The organism is Bradyrhizobium nitroreducens (assembly GCF_002776695.1).
Classification (GTDB): domain Bacteria; phylum Pseudomonadota; class Alphaproteobacteria; order Rhizobiales; family Xanthobacteraceae; genus Bradyrhizobium; species Bradyrhizobium nitroreducens.
Genome location: NZ_LFJC01000003.1, coordinates 3,141,743 through 3,159,439, shown reverse-complemented (window position 1 = coordinate 3,159,439; position 17,697 = coordinate 3,141,743). Strand labels below are relative to the sequence as shown.

The 17,697-nt window shown below is 59.0% G+C and carries 16 protein-coding genes; all 16 read right to left on the bottom strand.

Translation table 11 applies throughout. From position 1 onward, the window contains the following. Window positions 1-18: 18 nt before the first annotated feature. Complete coding sequence (locus tag TSA1_RS15515) at window positions 19-1,182, bottom strand: LysR family transcriptional regulator (RefSeq protein WP_100177125.1); 1,164 nt, start codon at window positions 1,180-1,182, stop codon at window positions 19-21. 276 nt (window positions 1,183-1,458) lie between these two features. After that, on the bottom strand, window positions 1,459-2,865 hold the full coding sequence (locus tag TSA1_RS15505) for a M20/M25/M40 family metallo-hydrolase (protein WP_100177123.1): 1,407 nt from the start codon (window positions 2,863-2,865) through the stop codon (window positions 1,459-1,461). Between the two features lie 14 nt (window positions 2,866-2,879). Next, a complete protein-coding gene (locus TSA1_RS15500) occupies window positions 2,880-3,950 on the bottom strand; it encodes a ketopantoate reductase family protein (RefSeq protein WP_100177122.1) in 1,071 nt (356 codons plus the stop codon). Between the two features lie 12 nt (window positions 3,951-3,962). After that, a complete protein-coding gene (locus TSA1_RS15495; protein WP_100177121.1) occupies window positions 3,963-5,279 on the bottom strand; it encodes an MFS transporter in 1,317 nt (438 codons plus the stop codon). A 52-nt stretch (window positions 5,280-5,331) separates the two neighbouring features. Further along, the gene (locus tag TSA1_RS15490) at window positions 5,332-6,465 is read right to left on the bottom strand and encodes an LLM class flavin-dependent oxidoreductase (RefSeq protein WP_100177120.1); all 1,134 of its coding nucleotides are present in this window, start codon (window positions 6,463-6,465) and stop codon (window positions 5,332-5,334) included. 347 nt (window positions 6,466-6,812) lie between these two features. Beyond that, the gene (locus TSA1_RS15485) at window positions 6,813-7,589 is read right to left on the bottom strand and encodes an SDR family NAD(P)-dependent oxidoreductase (protein ID WP_100177119.1); all 777 of its coding nucleotides are present in this window, start codon (window positions 7,587-7,589) and stop codon (window positions 6,813-6,815) included. A gap of 38 nt (window positions 7,590-7,627) precedes the next feature. Further along, window positions 7,628-8,344: an ABC transporter ATP-binding protein gene (locus TSA1_RS15480; RefSeq protein WP_100177118.1), complete on the bottom strand. Its 717-nt coding sequence runs from the start codon at window positions 8,342-8,344 to the stop codon at window positions 7,628-7,630. Continuing rightward, on the bottom strand, window positions 8,331-9,119 hold the full coding sequence (locus tag TSA1_RS15475; protein WP_100177117.1) for an ABC transporter ATP-binding protein: 789 nt from the start codon (window positions 9,117-9,119) through the stop codon (window positions 8,331-8,333). Before TSA1_RS15475 ends, TSA1_RS15480 begins: the two co-directional genes overlap by 14 nt. After that, window positions 9,116-10,051: a branched-chain amino acid ABC transporter permease gene (locus TSA1_RS15470; RefSeq protein WP_210421894.1), complete on the bottom strand. Its 936-nt coding sequence runs from the start codon at window positions 10,049-10,051 to the stop codon at window positions 9,116-9,118. The genes TSA1_RS15475 and TSA1_RS15470 overlap by 4 nt, the downstream gene beginning before the upstream one ends. After that, entirely contained in the window at window positions 10,048-10,938 is an 891-nt protein-coding gene (locus tag TSA1_RS15465; RefSeq protein ID WP_100181139.1) for a branched-chain amino acid ABC transporter permease, read from the bottom strand. Before TSA1_RS15465 ends, TSA1_RS15470 begins: the two co-directional genes overlap by 4 nt. A gap of 13 nt (window positions 10,939-10,951) precedes the next feature. Then, entirely contained in the window at window positions 10,952-12,103 is a 1,152-nt protein-coding gene (locus tag TSA1_RS15460; RefSeq protein WP_161497227.1) for an ABC transporter substrate-binding protein, read from the bottom strand. 59 nt (window positions 12,104-12,162) lie between these two features. Further along, window positions 12,163-12,996 carry a polysaccharide deacetylase family protein gene (locus TSA1_RS15455; protein WP_100177115.1) on the bottom strand — a complete coding sequence of 278 codons (834 nt, stop codon included), beginning with the start codon at window positions 12,994-12,996 and terminating at the stop codon, window positions 12,163-12,165. Between the two features lie 19 nt (window positions 12,997-13,015). Continuing rightward, the gene (locus tag TSA1_RS15450; protein ID WP_100177114.1) at window positions 13,016-13,786 is read right to left on the bottom strand and encodes an SDR family NAD(P)-dependent oxidoreductase; all 771 of its coding nucleotides are present in this window, start codon (window positions 13,784-13,786) and stop codon (window positions 13,016-13,018) included. A gap of 437 nt (window positions 13,787-14,223) precedes the next feature. Next, window positions 14,224-15,354, bottom strand: a complete 1,131-nt coding sequence (locus TSA1_RS15445) for an LLM class flavin-dependent oxidoreductase (RefSeq protein WP_100177113.1) — start codon at window positions 15,352-15,354, stop codon at window positions 14,224-14,226. Window positions 15,355-15,674: 320 nt separating this feature from the next. After that, complete coding sequence (locus TSA1_RS15440; RefSeq protein ID WP_100177112.1) at window positions 15,675-16,457, bottom strand: N-acyl homoserine lactonase family protein; 783 nt, start codon at window positions 16,455-16,457, stop codon at window positions 15,675-15,677. Window positions 16,458-16,476: 19 nt separating this feature from the next. Continuing rightward, on the bottom strand, window positions 16,477-17,409 hold the full coding sequence (locus TSA1_RS15435) for a fumarylacetoacetate hydrolase family protein (RefSeq protein WP_100177111.1): 933 nt from the start codon (window positions 17,407-17,409) through the stop codon (window positions 16,477-16,479). Between the last annotated feature and the right edge of the window lie 288 nt (window positions 17,410-17,697).

Genomic DNA, 17,697 nt, shown 5'->3' with positions numbered 1-17,697 from the left:
CCGCTTTCGGTCTCACCGCTACAGCGCAAACTCCGACAAGGTCGCACATTCCGGCATGTCCCGGATTTCTTCCGCGACAGCCAGTCGAATCAACTCCCGCACGGCCCTATTCGGGGAAGCCTCCCGGTGGGAGAGCAGATACGCATTCCGAGTCAGGGTCGGGCCCGTGATCTTCCGGACCCGCAATGTTCCCTGCTGGCATTCGCGACGAACATTCGCGTACGGCATCACTGTGGCAACGTGCCCCTCCTCGACAAGCGTCTTAACAAGATCCGTTGAGGGGAGCACGTTCTGGATATCCAACGTGATGCCCGCCGTTTCAGCGGCTGCGACGAGCTTGCGGTAGAGCAGCTTCGTTAGCATGGGGTCGGCGATGGCCAATGGAAGCGCTGCAAGCTCGCGGAATTCGATCGGCGGTCCAATGAGGGCTTCGCCAGCGATCGGCTTTTGAACGAGGTATAGCCATTCGTGGAGCAGTTCTTCTCGTACGATTTTCGGATCGAGCGGCCCCTCGCACGCGATAGCAATATCCACCCGCTTCTCCGAAACCCAGTCGGCTAATATCGGAGTTGGCGCCTCGAGAAACTCAAAGCGGACCTGCTTCAATTTCACGTTGGCTTTCCGCGCAAGCGAGATCGCCATCATGGCCGCCATGCTAGGTGCAAGACCGAGTCTGATTTCGCCTTTTTCGAGCGTCCTGCAATCACCGACCGCTCGCACGGCTTGATCGACATTTCCCAGGATGACCTGCGCGCGCTCGAGCAGGATCGTACCCTCAGGCGTCAGCTCGACGCCACGGGAATGCCGCACCAGCAACGGCACCCGCAGCTCTTCCTCCAGATTCCGGATTTGCAGTCCGAGAGCGGGCTGCGTAATTCTCAAGGCTTCGGCCGCGCGAGTGAAGCTCCCGTGCTCGACAATCTTGCAGAACGAGCGAAGCTGACGAAATTCCATCACGACCTCCAGCTTGATAGGCATTCCGCGTCGCAAGAAAGATGCCAACCTGCGCCTGGTTGTTTCAAATCGCAGACCGAGCAGGCTCACGGCGATATAGACATCGTCCTGCAGCGAGCTGCTTAGCGAGTACTTCGCGACATTCACACGAAAAACGTAGCTCTTATGTATCTTTCCGACGATCGGGGGCAGCGAACATCGTTGCGTCAAATCGGACTTCACCGCCATTCGCAGGAATGGTGATGCTCAGAGCTCTACTCGACATCCCTATCCGTATGATCCTGACCTTTGTCTTGTGGTTTTTGCTGCTCATCGAGAGTGAAGGCGCCACCTCCATCCGCAAATATAGCGAACGAGTTTTTGGATATCGGTTTCCGCAGGAAACTGCCCAGCCAATCAGCAATCCATCGAAATGACGTGCGTTCACCGCGACTAAAATTGGGCAACTGAGTGCACTCCAACGTTCTCTCTGTGCCTGCAAAACCAGAACTCGCCGGCTCTCGCTCAGCGACGCATTGACGCGGGATCCACGCTGCCGATGTCCCACCAGATGCCGGCCATCAGGCCGAGCCCGTCGCGAAACATCGACGCCAAACCGTGCTCGTCCGGACCATGCTGATTGCAGCCGCCATAGGAGAAGGGGAGCCACAAGACTGGCGTGCCGAGTTCCTGTCGAAACAGCTCGGAAGGACCCGAGGCACCGATATTAGGAACGACGTTTGGAGGCCTGCGTGCCGTCTCTGCCATCGATTTCACGACAAGCCGTACCCAGGGATCCTCAGACGACGTCCTCGATGCCGGAAACGCGTCGCGTTCCTGGACCGCCAGGACCTGCACGTCGACGAACCCCTCCTTGTCGAGGTGCTTTCGAAGCCCACTCACAAGCCCATCGGCCGCTACGTCGACCGTATGTCGCACCTGGATCCGGGCACGCGCACTGCCAGATACAGCGTTTACCGGAGCATCAGGCTGTCCGGACACGCTCGCGAGTACGACTGCGCTGGTCCACATGAAGATACGTTCGGCGCGGGAGAGGCCGGGTTCGCCCCACTGGGGATCAGGCGATGGTCCATTCGGCAGCTCATCGACCACGATCGCGGCACATGCGTTTCGCACATCTGCGGGGATCACGGCCGGCGTCCATCCCTCCACCAGAATTCGGCCGTCTCGCGAAATGATGCTCGCGATTGCATGTGACAAGATGACCGCAGGATCTTTGAGAAGCCCACCCCAATGGCCCGAATGAAACCCGCCCTCACGGAGATTCACGACTAGATCCATCGCAACGCCTCCTCGAGTCCCGAGGGTCACCTCCGGTATCGAGATCGACTGGCGTAGACCATCGAGAGCTATGAAGACATCCGCTGCGCAAGCCTCCCGGTGACGCTGGAGTATGCCGCGTAAGCCCGGAGAACCGGCCTCTTCGCCCGTCTCGACGAAGATCTTCGCATTGAAGCCCAATCGTCCACGAACCGATAGCACTGCTCGCAAGGCCTCGATGGCAAGCAGATGTTGGCCCTTGTTGTCGACCACCCCCCGACCGTAGATCCTGTCGCCTTCGACCTTGACGGTCCATGGATCCAAGTCGGTCCTCCACCTCTCCGGCATAGCTCGTACGACATCTCCGTGCCCATAGATCAGCACGGTCGGCAGCGACGCGTCCTCGATACGGGTCCCGAGCATCACAGGCCCATGCTGCCGTTCCGGGTTATCGAGAATCGAGATCGAAAATCCAAGCGACTCGACCAATGGCCCAAGCACTTCGCGACAATAACGCACCAAATCCTCCTTGTGCTCCGGAGGATGGCTTTCGGTCGGTACCGCTACGAGGCTTTCGAGCCGGCGAAGAAAGTGGCCGGCGTCGTAGCTTGCTTCCGCCGCACTGATCGCTGCGTCACGAGAAGAATTCATCCCAAAGCCTCAGTTTACCATTTTGAAGATAGAGCCGGCGCCGATCGAGGATCGCCCATCGGACGCAAGACTTCCGAACGACGACAGAGTTCATCGGCAAGCTCTTCCCCCTGATCGCGACGACCCATTTCGATGTCGTTGATCAACCCCACAAGGGCCCGGAAAAGTGGCACCCCGAGATCGTGCCGCCGCGCAATTCGTTCGATCGGCTGGAACTGCGCGGATACCTCGGTTGGCCGCTTTCGAACCGCGAGATCCCGCCAGATTCCACTATGGGTCTTACCGGTCCCGCGGTTGAATGCGGCCAACGCATCGAGACTTGCGTTCATCGCCATATCGTCGCGCGCTACGAAGGCCGCGGGCTCGAAAGTATCGAATCCAAGCGGAGAAGCACCTTCCGCCAGTGCGACATCCAGCACTTCTTGCGCGAGCCTTGTCAGGAGGACGCGCCGCTTTGGACTACCAATGAAATCGGCGATCGGAGCATGGGTCAGCGCGGACGCTGTGAGCATTGCGCCATAAGCTGCCTTACCCCAGAGATAGCCCATGATGTTCGGGCTTATCACCGCGTTATCTTCAAATAGCCTAAGACACCGATTGAGATGTTCGAGCCGCGGAGTGATCGTGCCATCGAGTTCTCCGACAGCGACGGTGCCGCGAAGTCCATAGGTGATCCGCCCCGGCTCCAGGTAATCTCCGGCGAAATTGACGAAGCCACCGATCGTACGGTCGCGGCCGACGATATCGGCGATGACCGGCTCGTTCAGGCCATTCTGCAGTGAAACGACGTAGCCGTCCGATGCGAGATGCGGGAGCAACGTCAGACAGGCATCTTTCGTATGCTGCGATTTGACGGCAAGCAGGATGGCGCCGAACTTTCCGTTCAGTCCTTCCGGCTTCGTCGCGGAAATGCCGATCGAGAAGCCTCCCATCGGGCCGTCTATCGTAAGCCCCTTCGAGACGATCTGCTCCACGTGCTCGTCGGCCACGTCAACAAGGATCACATCTTGTCCAGCGCGTGCGAGGTGGGCCCCCACAATGCCTCCGATTGCGCCCGCTCCCCAGATGCAAACCCGATCAATCATCTGCGGCCGCCGTTACGCAAGCTCATCGTGAGCGGTCTCTTTCGACGCTGCGACGGTTGCGGCAGCGATCAGGCCGGTTGCGATCAACAAGTATGATGGCGAGATCGGCGATCCTGTTGTCTGGATCAGCCAAGTTGCCACATAGGGCGAGAATCCACCGAATATCGTCACCACCAATGCGAAGGCGAGAGAGTTCAAGAACGAACGGGATTTGGTGGGAAAGATTTCCGTGATGGCGGCAGGCCCCACGCCGGTATGAATGGCCATGACGGCTCCAAGGACGCATTGCACGGCAACGATCCAATACAACCCGGGCGCTGATGAGATGAATGAAAAGATGAAGTATCCCATACCCGAGAAAAACAGATTCACGGCGATGAGCAACGGCTTGCGTCCGACGCTGTCAGAAAGAAAGCCCCAAATGGGCGTAAAGACGATTGCGCAAATGAGCCCCGTCGTGTGCGACCAAAGCGCCTGGCTCTCGCTCAAACCTCCTTGCTTGGCGGTAAACGTCGCCATGTAGCTCAAGATCAGATACTGACATGTCGTCCAACAAATTCCGAACCCGACGGCACGCAGGACCATGATGGCCCCCGTCCGAAAAGACATCGGCTCGGCTTTCGACTTTTTCGACTCCAGAAAGGCAGGCGTGTCCTCGAGGTCGCGCCTCATCCAAATGCCGATGGGGAGCAGAACGCCGCCTATGATGAATGGGACACGCCACCCCCATTCGACCATCTGATCCGGGGTCAAGATGCTATTCAACACGGCGGAGACCGCCGAGCCTATCAACAAACCGACGATGGTGGATGCCTGCTGAAAGCTTCCGTAGAAACCACGCAGATGACGCGGCGCCCACTCGATGATGAACGCCAAAGAACCACCGAGCTCCCCCCCTGTGGAGATGCCTTGCAGCAAGCGAGCGGATACGAGCAGGACAGGCGCCCAGACGCCAATAGTATTGAAGCTCGGGATAAGGGCCGTGCCGACCGTTCCGATTGCCATGACGTAGATCGTCGTCATGAGCGCCGTTTTGCGGCCGAACCGGTCGCCAATCCAGCCGATCAATAAGGCGCCAGCGGGTCGGGCCACGAAGCCAGCACCGAAAGTCGCGAAAGTCGATAGCAACGCAGCGGTGGGATCCTGCGATGGAAAGAAGTTTCGCGCGATGTAGGTGACGACGAAGGCGAAGACGCCCCAGTCATACCACTCGAAGATGTTGCCAACCGTAGCTGCAGCAATGAACTTTCTGAAGGCTGGTCGTGGCTCAGCCCGATCGATCGTCGCGCCGACTAGATGCATCTCGGTGGCACTCGTCTGATCGACCATGGTGTCCCCTGTTTCTTTGAACTCGGACCGTCTGCGGAGAAGCCGCAGTTCGTTACCAAGAATAGTCCCTTGCCTTTGGATTCTTGCGAACGCCGGCGCGCTCCAGGATGTCCATGACTGGCGCCAGGCGAAGCACTTCTTCGGCGGAGCAAATTAAAGGCCGGAACAAGACGCCGTTCAGCCCCCATTGTTCATGAGCGGCGATGATCTGATCCGCCACCTCGCGTGACGTTCCGACAAAGGCGGGGAATTTGAACGGTTTTTTTTGCTCGTTGCGCAGTCGTCCAATCTGTCCCGACCACTTCCGACCGGCCTCATTGGTTTCCATGCTGCCCATCAGATCGTCGAAAACCCGCCTGGCTTCACCTTGCTGCTCTCGAATGTGAAGGTCGATCACGACGAGTGTCTCAGGCGCCGGCCGACCGGCTTCGTGCGCATAGCGACTGACGTCCTGCTTGATGGCCGGCAGGTCGGATAACTCGGTTGGAGATGCGAACAAATAGTCGCAGTGAGTGGCGGTGAATCGACGCCCTCGATCGGAGGCCGCTGCGCAGACGAAAACGGGACGCTCCGACGGATACGGTCCCTTCATCTTGCCGTGGCTTCTGTAATGGCGACCGTCGAATTCGGTCCGGCGCGTGCCGTCCCAGAGAGACTCGATAACCGCGATCGCTTCTGCGGCCGCGTCATAGAGCGCAGCGCTGTCTGGCAGCGATTCGAAACCGAACAGACTTGCTTCGTAGTCTCGATAACCGTTGACGATGTTCCAACCCCAGCGACCGTTGCTCAACCAATCCAAATTGGCGGCGAACCTCGCGATGTGAGCCGGATGGAAAAACGTCGTGTGAAGTGTGGAGATGACGCCCAGATGGCGCGTGGCCATAATGATCGGCGCCGCGAGAATGAGGGCGTGCAACCCCGGATCCTGAAAACCGATGCGCGTGCCTTCTTCGGAGCTCGGCGCGTATCCATCGCCTAGCAGCACGAGATCGAGTGAAACCTGCTCGCAGGCTCGTGCCAACGAAAGGTGGTTCTCGATGTCAAGAGGATCCGGGTTGAGCTCCGCGATGCGCTCGGAAGGAAGCTTTGTTCTTGTCCCAGGCCAGAAAATGCCAAAGCGCATGCTGCCGTCCCAGAGCTTTGGCTTGCGAGAGCTTCCTGTCCTGGGAAATTCAATCTCTTGCATCGTTCCTCTCGCTGCCCCCGAGGTCCAAGTCCGGCCTCAGGCACTATACTTCCGTACTCTAACATGATTGACAACATGCTCGTCAAATCGTCTTACAACATTACATCGCTGTTTCTTTGTGCAGACACATGGAAAATATAGGCGAAACCGCATGATACGGGTCAGAAAGCCCCCCGCGGGACTGCACGCACGAGAGAGCACGTCGATAGATGGTATTAGATAACCTCCTCATCCCTCCAGCCTGCGGCGCGTCCCTTCGGATCAAGACGGCGCATCTGCGATCGCCTGCTGCGGGCATGCCCTCCTCGGCTTCATCACATCGGTAATCGCTGTTGATTGTCGCGGCTCTAGGCCAGGCGTCCTCCGTCGATCGGTAGGGCGACCCCGGTGGTGAACGAGGCTTCGTCGCTAAGGAGATAGAGAACGGCTCCGACGACTTCCGACGGAAGGCCAAAACGCTGCATCGGATGCATGGACTTTTGCAGATCTTCTCGTGCCGATTGAGCGGTTGCATCTCCGGCGTCCGCGATAGACAGACGAACCATCGGAGACTCGATCGTTCCGGGACAGACGCAGTTAACGCGGATGTTTTCGGTCGCGTGATTGAGCGCTAGGCTCTTAGTTAAAAGCGTTACGGCACCCTTCGTGGCCGAATAAACCGACAATACGGGTGAACCGCGAAGACCGGCCGCCGAAGAAAACAGCACGACCGAGCCGCGGCCGAGCTCGCGCATTTGCGGAATCAAGTACTTCGCGGCGAGCCAACTCCCCTTGACGTTCACGTCGAAGAGCAGGTCGAACTCGTCTTCCTCTACTTCGATGGCCTTTTTTGATGGACCGGCGATACCGGCCGCCGCGACCAGTGATTCAACAGGGCCAAACCGCTCGCGCGCAGCTTCTGCTGCCCGCTTCACGTCCGCCGCGTATCTTACGTCACCCACGACTGTTTCTGAGCCCGGGCAGATTGCGGCTGTTTCCGCCAATCCGTTTGGATCGCGATCGAACAAGACCAATTTTGCTCCTTCATTGGCCAGCGACGCGGCGCAAGCGCGCCCCAGTGCGCCGGCGGCACCTGTAACGACAGTGACTCGTCCCTCGAACCGCCGTTGCGTTCCTGCGTTCATGCCTGCTCCTTTCGAGGACCGTTGTCGTAGCAAGCGGTTTAATGCCGCTCGGCGCCGAGATAGAACTCTTGGAGTTCCTCCATCGCGATGCCACTTCCGACTTCTCGTTCGTAAGCGATGCGTCCGCCTCGGATGACATAGATGTAGTCGGCGATGTCGAGCGCCATGCCGACGTTCTGCTCGACAAGAAGCAACGTGAGGCCCAAAGATCGCAGATTCAGAATCGCCTCCGCGATTTCCTCCACTACGCGAGGTGCGAGAGCCGCAGATGGCTCGTCGAGCAAGAGCACGCTAGGACGCGCCATGAGCGACCGCCCAATCGAAAGCATCTGCCGCTCGCCTCCGGAGAGGAGGCCGGCATCGACGCGGCGGCGCTCCTTCAAGCGCCTGAATCGGCCATAGATCCCCTCGAGGTCTTCAGCGATCATTTTCCGGTCCCTCCTCCGGTGGAAGGCGCCCATAAGGAGATTCTCTTCGACGCTCATTGCGCTGAAGACTTCCTTTCCTTGCGGCACGAGCGACAGGCCATGCGCGACCCGCTCCTCCGCCGGAACGGCGTTTATCGCATTCCCGTTCAACTCGACCTGGCCTTGCTGCACGGCAACCAACCCGACGATCGACTTCAGGGTCGTCGATTTGCCGGTGCCGTTTCCTCCAAGCAGCGCAACCAACCCACCCGACGGAACGTTCATGCTGACGCCATTCAGAATGCGTGTGCGACCGTAACCCGCGACAACGTTCTCAAGCTTGAGCACGGCGCTTCCATCCCGAGCCGATGTAGGCTTCTATGACGAGAGGATCGTTCACGACCTGCTCCGGCGTCCCCTCTGCGATCTTCCGGCCGGCGTCCAGAACCACCACTTGGTCGCACAGCTCGCGCACCACGCGCATCACGTGTTCGACCAGAAGGATCGAGATGCCGAACTCGTCCCTCAGTCTTCGAACGAGCAGTATCAAACGGTCGACATTCGGCGGGGAGAGCCCCGCAGCCGGCTCGTCGAGAACGAGCATGCTAGGTTCGCTCATCAATCCTCGCGCGATCTCCACCATGCGCTGCTGGCCGATAGAAAGCGCCGTGACCGACCGCGACGCGAATTCCTCAAGCTCGAACCACGAGAGCAGTTCGCGGGCTCGCGTTCTGGCTGCCGCCTCTTCGGAGCGCGCGCTCTGACTATTCAAGGCGGACCCGATAACCCCGGCGCTCATCCGGATATGGCCGGCAAGGACCAGATTATCTTCAACGGTCAAAGAACCGAACAATCGCAACATCTGGAAAGATCGCGCCATGCCGAGCCGCGCCCGCCTGTAGGATGGCAGCCGCGTTACGACTTCTCCGGCGAAGACGATCTCTCCTTCATCCGGCACCGTCTCGCCCGTCAGCAGATTGACCATGGTCGACTTTCCGGAACCGTTCGGCCCGATCAGACCCAAGATCTGTCCCTCTCCGACGGCGAGCGTTGCGCCACTTACCGCAGTCACGCCACCGAACCGCTTGACCAGACACCGTGCCTCCAGCAATGCCGTGTTCATCTTGAGGCGCTCCGACGTAACCGACCGATCACGCCCTCGGGCACCAAAGTCATGCCGATCACCAGGATCGTTCCGTAGATCAGCATCTTGTATTCGGCGTATCTTCCTAGAAATTCCGGGACGATTGCGAGCACGACGGCTCCGATGATCGGGCCGATGAACGTTCCGCGTCCGCCAAGCATCATCATCGCCACGACCGTCGCCGAGATCCAGATCGTGAAATCGTCCGGCGTCACTCCTCGCAAAGAATGCGCCGTCAGCACCCCCGCTATGCCGGCCAACGCAGCATAAGCGACGAATGCCGTGAGCTTGCCGCGCGTCGTGTTGAGCCCGATCGCGCTCGCCAGCGTCTCGTCGTCGCGTATCGCGACCCATTCTTTTCCCAGCCGAGAGTTGACTAGACGCCAGGCTGCGAGGACGCAGACGGTCGTCACGCCAAGCGTCAACCAGTAGTACGATCTAAGACTTCCCAGTTCGAAGAGTGTCGTACCGAAAACCGCCAATTTGCCCGCGCTCTCAACGTGCAATCCGACCTGCCCCCCGGTGAAGGAGGTCCATTGCGATATGGCCAGGTACATAATCGTCTGAAAGGCGATCGTGACGATCGCAAGAAAATGTCCCGTCAGACGAAGAGCGGGAATTCCGAGCAGAAGGCCGAACGAGCCGGCGACTAAGGCCCCGGCGGGCAGGTGCCACCAAATTGACGTGCCGAGATCACGGCTCATGATGGCCGCCGTATATGCGCCGATGCCGTAAAACGCGCCCGTCGCGAACGAGAATTGGCCGCAATAGCCGGTGACGAGATCGAGCCCGAGCGTCAGAATGACATAGAACAGGATCGTCATCAGCACGCTGAGTTCGTATCCCCCCAGGCCCAGCGGAGCGATCGCCAGGCCCGCGATCACAGGCAACGCGCAAATGGACATCTTCATGATCGGCCGACCGATTTGCCGAACAATCCATTCGGGAGGAATAATAGCACCCCGATGACGATGACGAAGCCGACGATGTCCCGCGTCGAATTCGAGACATAAGCGGACGTAAGCGACTCGATCACGCCGAGAAGCAGGCCCGCGACCGCAGCTCCGATGACATTTCCCATTCCCCCGAGGATAACGACCGTAAACGCCTTCAGAGCGATCATGTTGCCGACGATCGGGTAGACCAGAAACACGGAAGACATCAGCATCCCGGCGATTCCCGCCAGCGCTGCTCCGGTCGCGAACGTGACCATTGCGACGCGATCGACCCGGACGCCGCAGAGTCTGGCTACGGTCGAATGTTGGGCCATGGCCCGAAGGCTGCGGCCGGTCCAAGTGTACCGGAGGACGGCGTAGAGAGCGCCGATCAGGGCCACCATCGTCAACGGAATCAGCATGCGTTGATGAGGAAGAAAGACGGGCCCGAACTCCGTTGGAAGCTCCGAGAGAAGGGGCATCTTCGAAGCGTCGAGGTTGAGGCGCTGCGGCTGCGGTCCCATGACGATCAACGCGGCATTCTGCAGCGCGACCGCCAAGCCGAACGACGATACGATGGAGCTGGTCGCATCGCGGTCTTTCATGGGCCGATGAAGGATCGCCTCGGCGGCGAGGCCGACGCACGCCGCCACGGCGAGAACGAAGACGATGGCCGGCAAGAGCGGCAGGTTCATCGCGGTGACGGCAAATATCCCGGCATAGCCCCCAATCATGTAGAACTCGCCGTGAGCGAAGTTCACCACGCCCAAAATACCAAAGATCAACGTCAAGCCCACAGCGACGAGCACGTAGGTACTGCCTGTCACGGCGCCGTTGACGAGATACTGCAGGAAAAGGTCCATCGGATTCGCCGGCTCAAACTTCAAGCCGTCGTTTGCCGTCCTTGATCACGGCTATGAAATCGGGAAAGTCGACGCTACCCTTTTCGTTGAAAGCGGCGGTGGTTCCGGCCGGGCCCTGAGCGAGCGCGAAATCCTTCATTCCGCCTCTGATCATCTTCTGGATCTCCTGCCCGTCCGGCCTTCCGACGCGCCGCATTGCTTCCAGGCCGATCGACGTGGAGTCGAATCCGATCGAGGAGAACGTGTTGGCATCCTGATTGAACCGCGCGCGAAAGCGGTCGGCGAAGGCGCGTCCGACCGGATTTGGAGTCGAAGGCTCGAAAACGGTGGCGACGGCGAAACCTTCGGAAGCGGGACCTGCGAGCTTGATAAAATCGTCCGACAACATCGATCCAGAACCGACGAATTGAGCCCGAAGGCCGATCTCGGCTGCCTGACGAACGATGTTGGCACCATCCCCGGCCCAACCTCCGATATAGACCGCCTCGGGGCGCAGGGTGCGGACTTTGGTCAGCATCGAAGAAAAATCCTGCTCACCTGCGTTAAAGCTGTCTCGCGAAACGATTACCCCGCCGACCGCTGTGACCACGCGAGTGACTTGGTCGGCGAGCGTCACGCCATAGTTGGTATTGTCGTGAATGATCGCGACCTTGGTCTTCTTGAACTTCTCGACGATGGCCTTGGCCGTATCTTCACCCTGCTTGTTGCTGTCGGGCCAAGAGCGGAAGAACCAGGGATCGCCCGGAGTGTTCTGATCCGTGCCGGCAGCCGCAGTCGAGCCGCCAGACAGCATCGGGACTTTGTATTCGGCCGCCACCTTGACGGCTGCGACCACGACGGCGGAGGCGTATGTGCCGACGATGAACGGGACCTTGTCGCGCTCGATCAATCTACGTACTGCCGTCACGCCTTTCGTCGAGTTGCTTTCGTCGTCCTCGATGACGAGCTCGATCTTCCTGTCCAGCAGCCCGCCTTTCGCGTTGATTTCCTCGACCGCGAACTGAAGACCCAAAAGTACCTGCCGACCTTCGATGCTGGCCGCGCCGGACATCGGCAGCATCCCGCCCACTTTGATGGGGGCGTTCGATTGGGCGCGTGCGATGTACGGCGTCGCCAACGAAACGCCGGCAGCTGTCAGAAAACTTCTGCGAGAAAGTCTCGTCATAGACAGTCCTTTCATATCCGATGTTGTGCCAATAGCTCGGCTCCGGGTGCCCATGCTCATCAACCGTTCGTGCTCTCGTATTCCTTGACCCAGTGTTGGGCGACCTCGGTCCCTGTGGCGAACCAGACGTTCGGGAACGTACGGATGAACGCGATCAACTCCCTTATGAGGGCCACGCGACTCGGCCGACCGCTCACCTGCGGGTGGAAAATAATGTCGTAGAGCCCTCCCCAACGGTAGATCTCTCGGAATTCGTCCTTGAAGACCGAGAGCATGTGCTCGTTGGTGAAGATCGGCCTCGGAGACTTGATCGAGAATAGCGCGAATGGCGCATCATCCAGACTCCAGTGCCAAGGGAGCTCCACCGGGCCCTTCGAACCATCGGGCAGCCGATGACGATAGGGATTGACGTCGTCCATCAGCGAGGAGTCGTAAAGAAAGTCGTGCTTCTGAAGCAGCCTGAAGAGTCCTTCTGATACTTCCCCGGCCGGCGATCGATACCCTTTCGGTACGACATCGACCCGCCGCTTCAATGCTTCGAGACCCCGCTCCATTTCCTCGATCTCGGCCTGCGGATCGTTGGCGATCCATCGATGCGAGTACGAATGATGTCCTATCTCGTGCCCATCCTTGACGATCATCTCCACCCGGCCGGGGTGGTTGTCGACTACCCAGCCAGGCACGAAGAACGTCGCCTTCAGGTCCTCGTCGCGCAGCGTATCCAGGATCTTCGGAACACCCACCTTCGCGCCGTAACGGCCCTGGCTCAGCACGCCAGGGCGGCCGGCGTTGTCCGGGTCGCGCCCGGTCCATAGAGTCTCAGCGTCAAAATCGAAGGTCAGCATGACGGCGCACTGCGCGCCATTTGGCCAACGAACGCTCATGTCGTGCATCTGCGACCTCTTTCGTTCGTCAAATCTTGCCGTGCCGCGCCGCCAGGATTCCTCCGTCGACCGGCAGCACCGTGCCCGTGATGAAGGCGGCGTCTTCGGAGGCAAGAAACGCGACGGGGCCTGCGATATCCTCAGGTTGCCCTACTCGCTCCAAGGGCGTTCCTTCGATCATGAGCCTCTGGTAGAGAGCGTTCTGCTGGCGTCCCGTGGTCATCGGAGTCGCGATAACGCCCGGTGCGATCGCATTCACCAGTATGCCCTCCGGACCGAGTTCGCCGGCCAGTTGCCTGGTGAATTGAGCGACGCCCGCCTTGGCGACGGCGTACGCCGTGGTGCCGGGGTAACCGGTCAGGCCGAAGATCGACGATATGTTGATGATGCGCCCGCCGGGGCGAGTGAGGCGAGGAAGGACCGACCTCGTTATTCTGAGAAGGGATGCCAAATTGGTCTGAAGAAATCGGTCGATCAGTTCGTCGTCGGTATCCTGCAGCCGCTTAGAACCTCCGATGCCTGCGTTGTTCACCAGGATGTCTATCTTCCCGAGCGCCTCCATCGCGGTGGCGACGATCCGAGCCCCCGCGTCGGCATCAGTCACGCTCTTGATCAACGCGGTTTGCCCCAAGCGACGTGCAGTCGCCTCCACGTCAGGATTGAGGTCCACCAGAAGGACCCTCGCGCCTTCGGAGACGAACCTGTCGGCGATGCTTTCGCCGATACCGCGTGCCGCTCCGGTCACGATCGCGGTCTTTCCGGCAAACCGCTCGTTGGAGAAGCCGACTTTTTCTTTCATCTCGGTCACCGTTGGTCCTAAGCCACGTCAGCTTTAGACGTATTGCTATACGATACGAATGCATCGTAATTGTCTTGCATCGGATGGCTCGCGGTCAAGCGCAATTTTCGCTCACTACAGGCTGTTCTGAAATCAAACTGCACTTTTCGGTACCACGACTTACGCGACCGTTCGCGTTACCAGCATTCTCGCGATGCGTAGAATGCGTTCTGCTCGCCACGATCAACGCCGAGGCCTGATCGTCAGCTGCACAAGGAGTCGGCGTGGTAGCGAAGCGACGGCTCGGCGGCGCACTGAACGACATCAGTCCAGCCACAGGAATCTGAGATAATCGCAGGTGACGTACCGGCATCTCGGTACGCCAACGAAGGCTGCAAGGCTGCGTGCGGCGTTCGATTTCGATTATCGCAGAATGGCCGGAGCGAGATCCGCCGCCCCTATGATCGCTCGTTCGACTCGTGGGGCTTGCGCAATCCCCGGCCTTCCAGGATCGGAAAGACATCGCGGGCAAATCGCTCGATCCCGTCGTGAAAATCGACCCATGTACAGAGAACGCCGTCGAGGCCGGCTTGATTGAAGACCTGAAGTTGGTCCGCGATGTCGTCGGCGGTGCCGAGCAGGATGTTTCCGCCGGCACCCGCCGCAAAGCGGATGCGGAAGTCGCTCATCTGCTCGGGCGAGACGATCTTGGTTTCGGCGGCAAGCCCCTTAGACCACGCGTCGACACTTTCCTTATCTTCGAGTTCGACGGCATAGTACCGCAGATATGCCTCAGCTTCTTTGCGTGTGTCGCGCTGGACCACCGGGCAATAGGTCCAAACCTGGATTTCCCGCCCAAATTCATCCTTGGCCATTTGCTTATACTCGTCGATTTGCTTGCGGCAAATTTCGGGGTCGTTCGAACGCAAGATCACGAAAGCCATATCGGCGTGCTCGCAAGCAAAACGCATTCCGCGCGGCGAGCCCCCCGCGTTCATGATCGGCGGACGCGGGCGCTGCAGAGGTTTAGGCATCGAGGCACCTCGGACGACCTTGTAGAATTCGCCCGTGAAGTCGAACTCCTCTTCCTCGTTCCACATTCGTTGAATGACTTCGAGCCATTCTCCGAGGTGATCGTATCGGGCATCGTGCTCCTTCAGTGGAGCTCCGAACATTTCGAGTTCCGGGCGATTCCATCCGCCGACGACATTCAACCCGAACCGTCCGCCTGATATGATATCGATGGTGGCGCACTGCTTGGCGCACGTGATCGGATGGACAGTCGGAGCATGTGAAGTCGCGAATATCGCCGAGTAGCTCGTCGCCTGGGCGACGCCCGCGGCCCAAGTGAAGGGATCGAGGACGATGCCGCTCGCATGGTTGGGACGTCCGGGGATGTAACCCTTCCATCTCGCATACGCGACAATCGCCTCGAAACCAGCGCGATCAGCCATTGTTGCGGTGTCGACCGAGTTTTTCCACGTCGGCTTATATTGCTCGGGAGCAAGGGTCTGCGCGCCACCCTTACCGTTCGTTCCAAAGATCCCAAGCTTGAGCTTATTGGAGTTGAAAAGCGGATTGTTCGACATGGCGCCCCCTAAACAAACACTCGACTGTATTACAATACGATACGATCGAATTGAATACTATTTTTGATAATGGCGTCTTGTCAACGGCAAAGGTGGACGCGTTCACGCGCCCTTTTGGCTTGACGTCGATTACGACCTCCCTCCCCTGGCCACGCGACGGAAAGCCCCTGTCGCTCAGGCCGAGGGCACGCCAAATCTTGATGCATCGGAAGCGCGACGACTACTGAGCCTTTTCGCGCCGCAACTTGGCCCCTAAGGCCGGCTTGAGGGACGCGTCAGCGCCCGGTCGTTACCTATGCGGGGCCTTCAACCCGCCTGAATCATAGTATCGCGGCTGGCGCGTGCGGCAGGAGCTTGCTTTCAGCGGTGTCGTGATTGATCCACATAGTCGCTCTTTCAGCGCGCAAGAGCGCGTCCACTTTCTCCATGGAAGCAACAGACGCACTCTTGTCGGCGTTGAAGGCCGGAACCCGGCGAAGACGAAAGTTTTCCCGATTGTGAGCGACATCGCCACTGAGCAAGACCGAGCCGGTTTCGGGCAACCTTATCAATAATGAGCAGTGACCAAGCGTGTGCCCTGGCGTGAAGATCAAGCGAACAGCTCCATCTCCGAAAACGTCGTGATCCCCTTCGACCAGCTCGACCTCGTTCTGCCTCATGGTCTCGTAGAGTTCAGGTGAATATCCGAACTCTTCGGGGTTTGGTCCGAACATCGCTTCGTATTCGGCCTTTTGTGCGATCCACTTCGCCTTGCGAAACAGGCGACAATTGCCGACGTGGTCGTAGTGCGCGTGAGAGATTGCGATGGTCCCTATTTGGCCAGGCGCGACGCCCAACTCGGCCAGTTGCGCTTCCAAAGTCCTTCTCACCGTCCCCCGGATGCCGTGTGCAATAATACGCCCAATCGGCTCCGAAACTAGATCGTCCTGCGTTCCCGTATCCCACAAGAACCATCCCTCGCGATGTCGGACGAGATAGGCGTTACAGCTCAACGTCATCGGCACGCCCACGTTCAGGCCCGGCGAGTAGATCGAACCGTCATCAACATGCGCTTCACCGCCGTCGAGAATGAATATCTTTTCTATCGATGCATAATTGCTCATCGTACAATGGTGTCCGTAACTAAATAAGTTTGACGCGCAATTCGCCGAGGCCTTCGACTGAAGATACGACCTCGTCTCCCGCTTTGAGCCACTGACGCTCCTCTCGAGGAGCCTTCTCTCCGAGAATCACGCCCTGCGGCGTCCCTGTGAACATTATGTCGCCGGCCTTTATGCTCATGACGCTCGATGCATAGGCGATCAGCTTGCGGCAGTCGAAGATCATGTCCCGCGTGTTCCAGTCCTGGCGAATTGTGCCGTTAACCCATGTCTGGAGCTTCAGGGCGTTAGGATCCGGTACCATACCGCGAGGCACAAGCCACGGCCCGACCGGACCGAAGCCATCCGAAGTCTTGCCGGCCAGAAATTGTGAAGTCGCGGTCTGCAGCTCGCGCGCGCTGACATCATTTCCGATAGTGTAACCGGCAACAACATCAAGTGCATCGTCTTCCGACACGTCCCGGCAATTTCGTCCGAATACGATGACCAGCTCGGTCTCATAATCGAACTGCCGGGCTACTCGCGTGGGCAGATGCACAACTCCACCGTGGCTATTGAGAGCGTTATTGAATTTGTTGAAAAGCGGCGGTGCCTTGGGGACCGGTGTATTGGTTTCGATGGCGTGTTCCCGGTAGTTGAAACCGACACAGATGATCTTTTCGGGACGGGTCACCAGAGGCGCGAACGAGATGTCCGAGATCGGCGTGACAACGAAGGCTGATCCCCGACTTTTTATCGCCTCAAGCACAGCACGCACTTCGGGAGCTCGCCCGTTTTGCAGGAGATCGTCGATATCGCGCGGGGCCGATAGACCTATAGCCGCCGCGAGGGTGGTCAAGTTTACGACACCGCCCTCGACCTCTGCGCCAAGGGCGTATCCGTCGTCGACACGCAGATTGGCAAGGCGCGCGTCAAGATCGGAGACCTGAATGTTCAGTTCGTTGCGAGAGTTCATCTTTGCTTATCTTCCAGAGCACCGTCGGAGTTCACGCCGTGCGAACCCGATCCGTAAGCTTACATCACCAAAAAAAGAAAGGGCCCGCCGCCGCCGTTTGGCGGCGGCGGGTGCCACGGCCAAGGGGGCCACGGCAGTCTCAGGAGGATGTCCCAACAGGGACCACGGAGTGCGCAGAACCATGCTGCGGCACAATTCAGAAAAGCGCGTTTGGCCGTCGGCAAGAAAAGCCTCCCACCGCCTCTACTCGTAAAACAAACCCTTGCATCGATGGAAATCGCGAGGCGG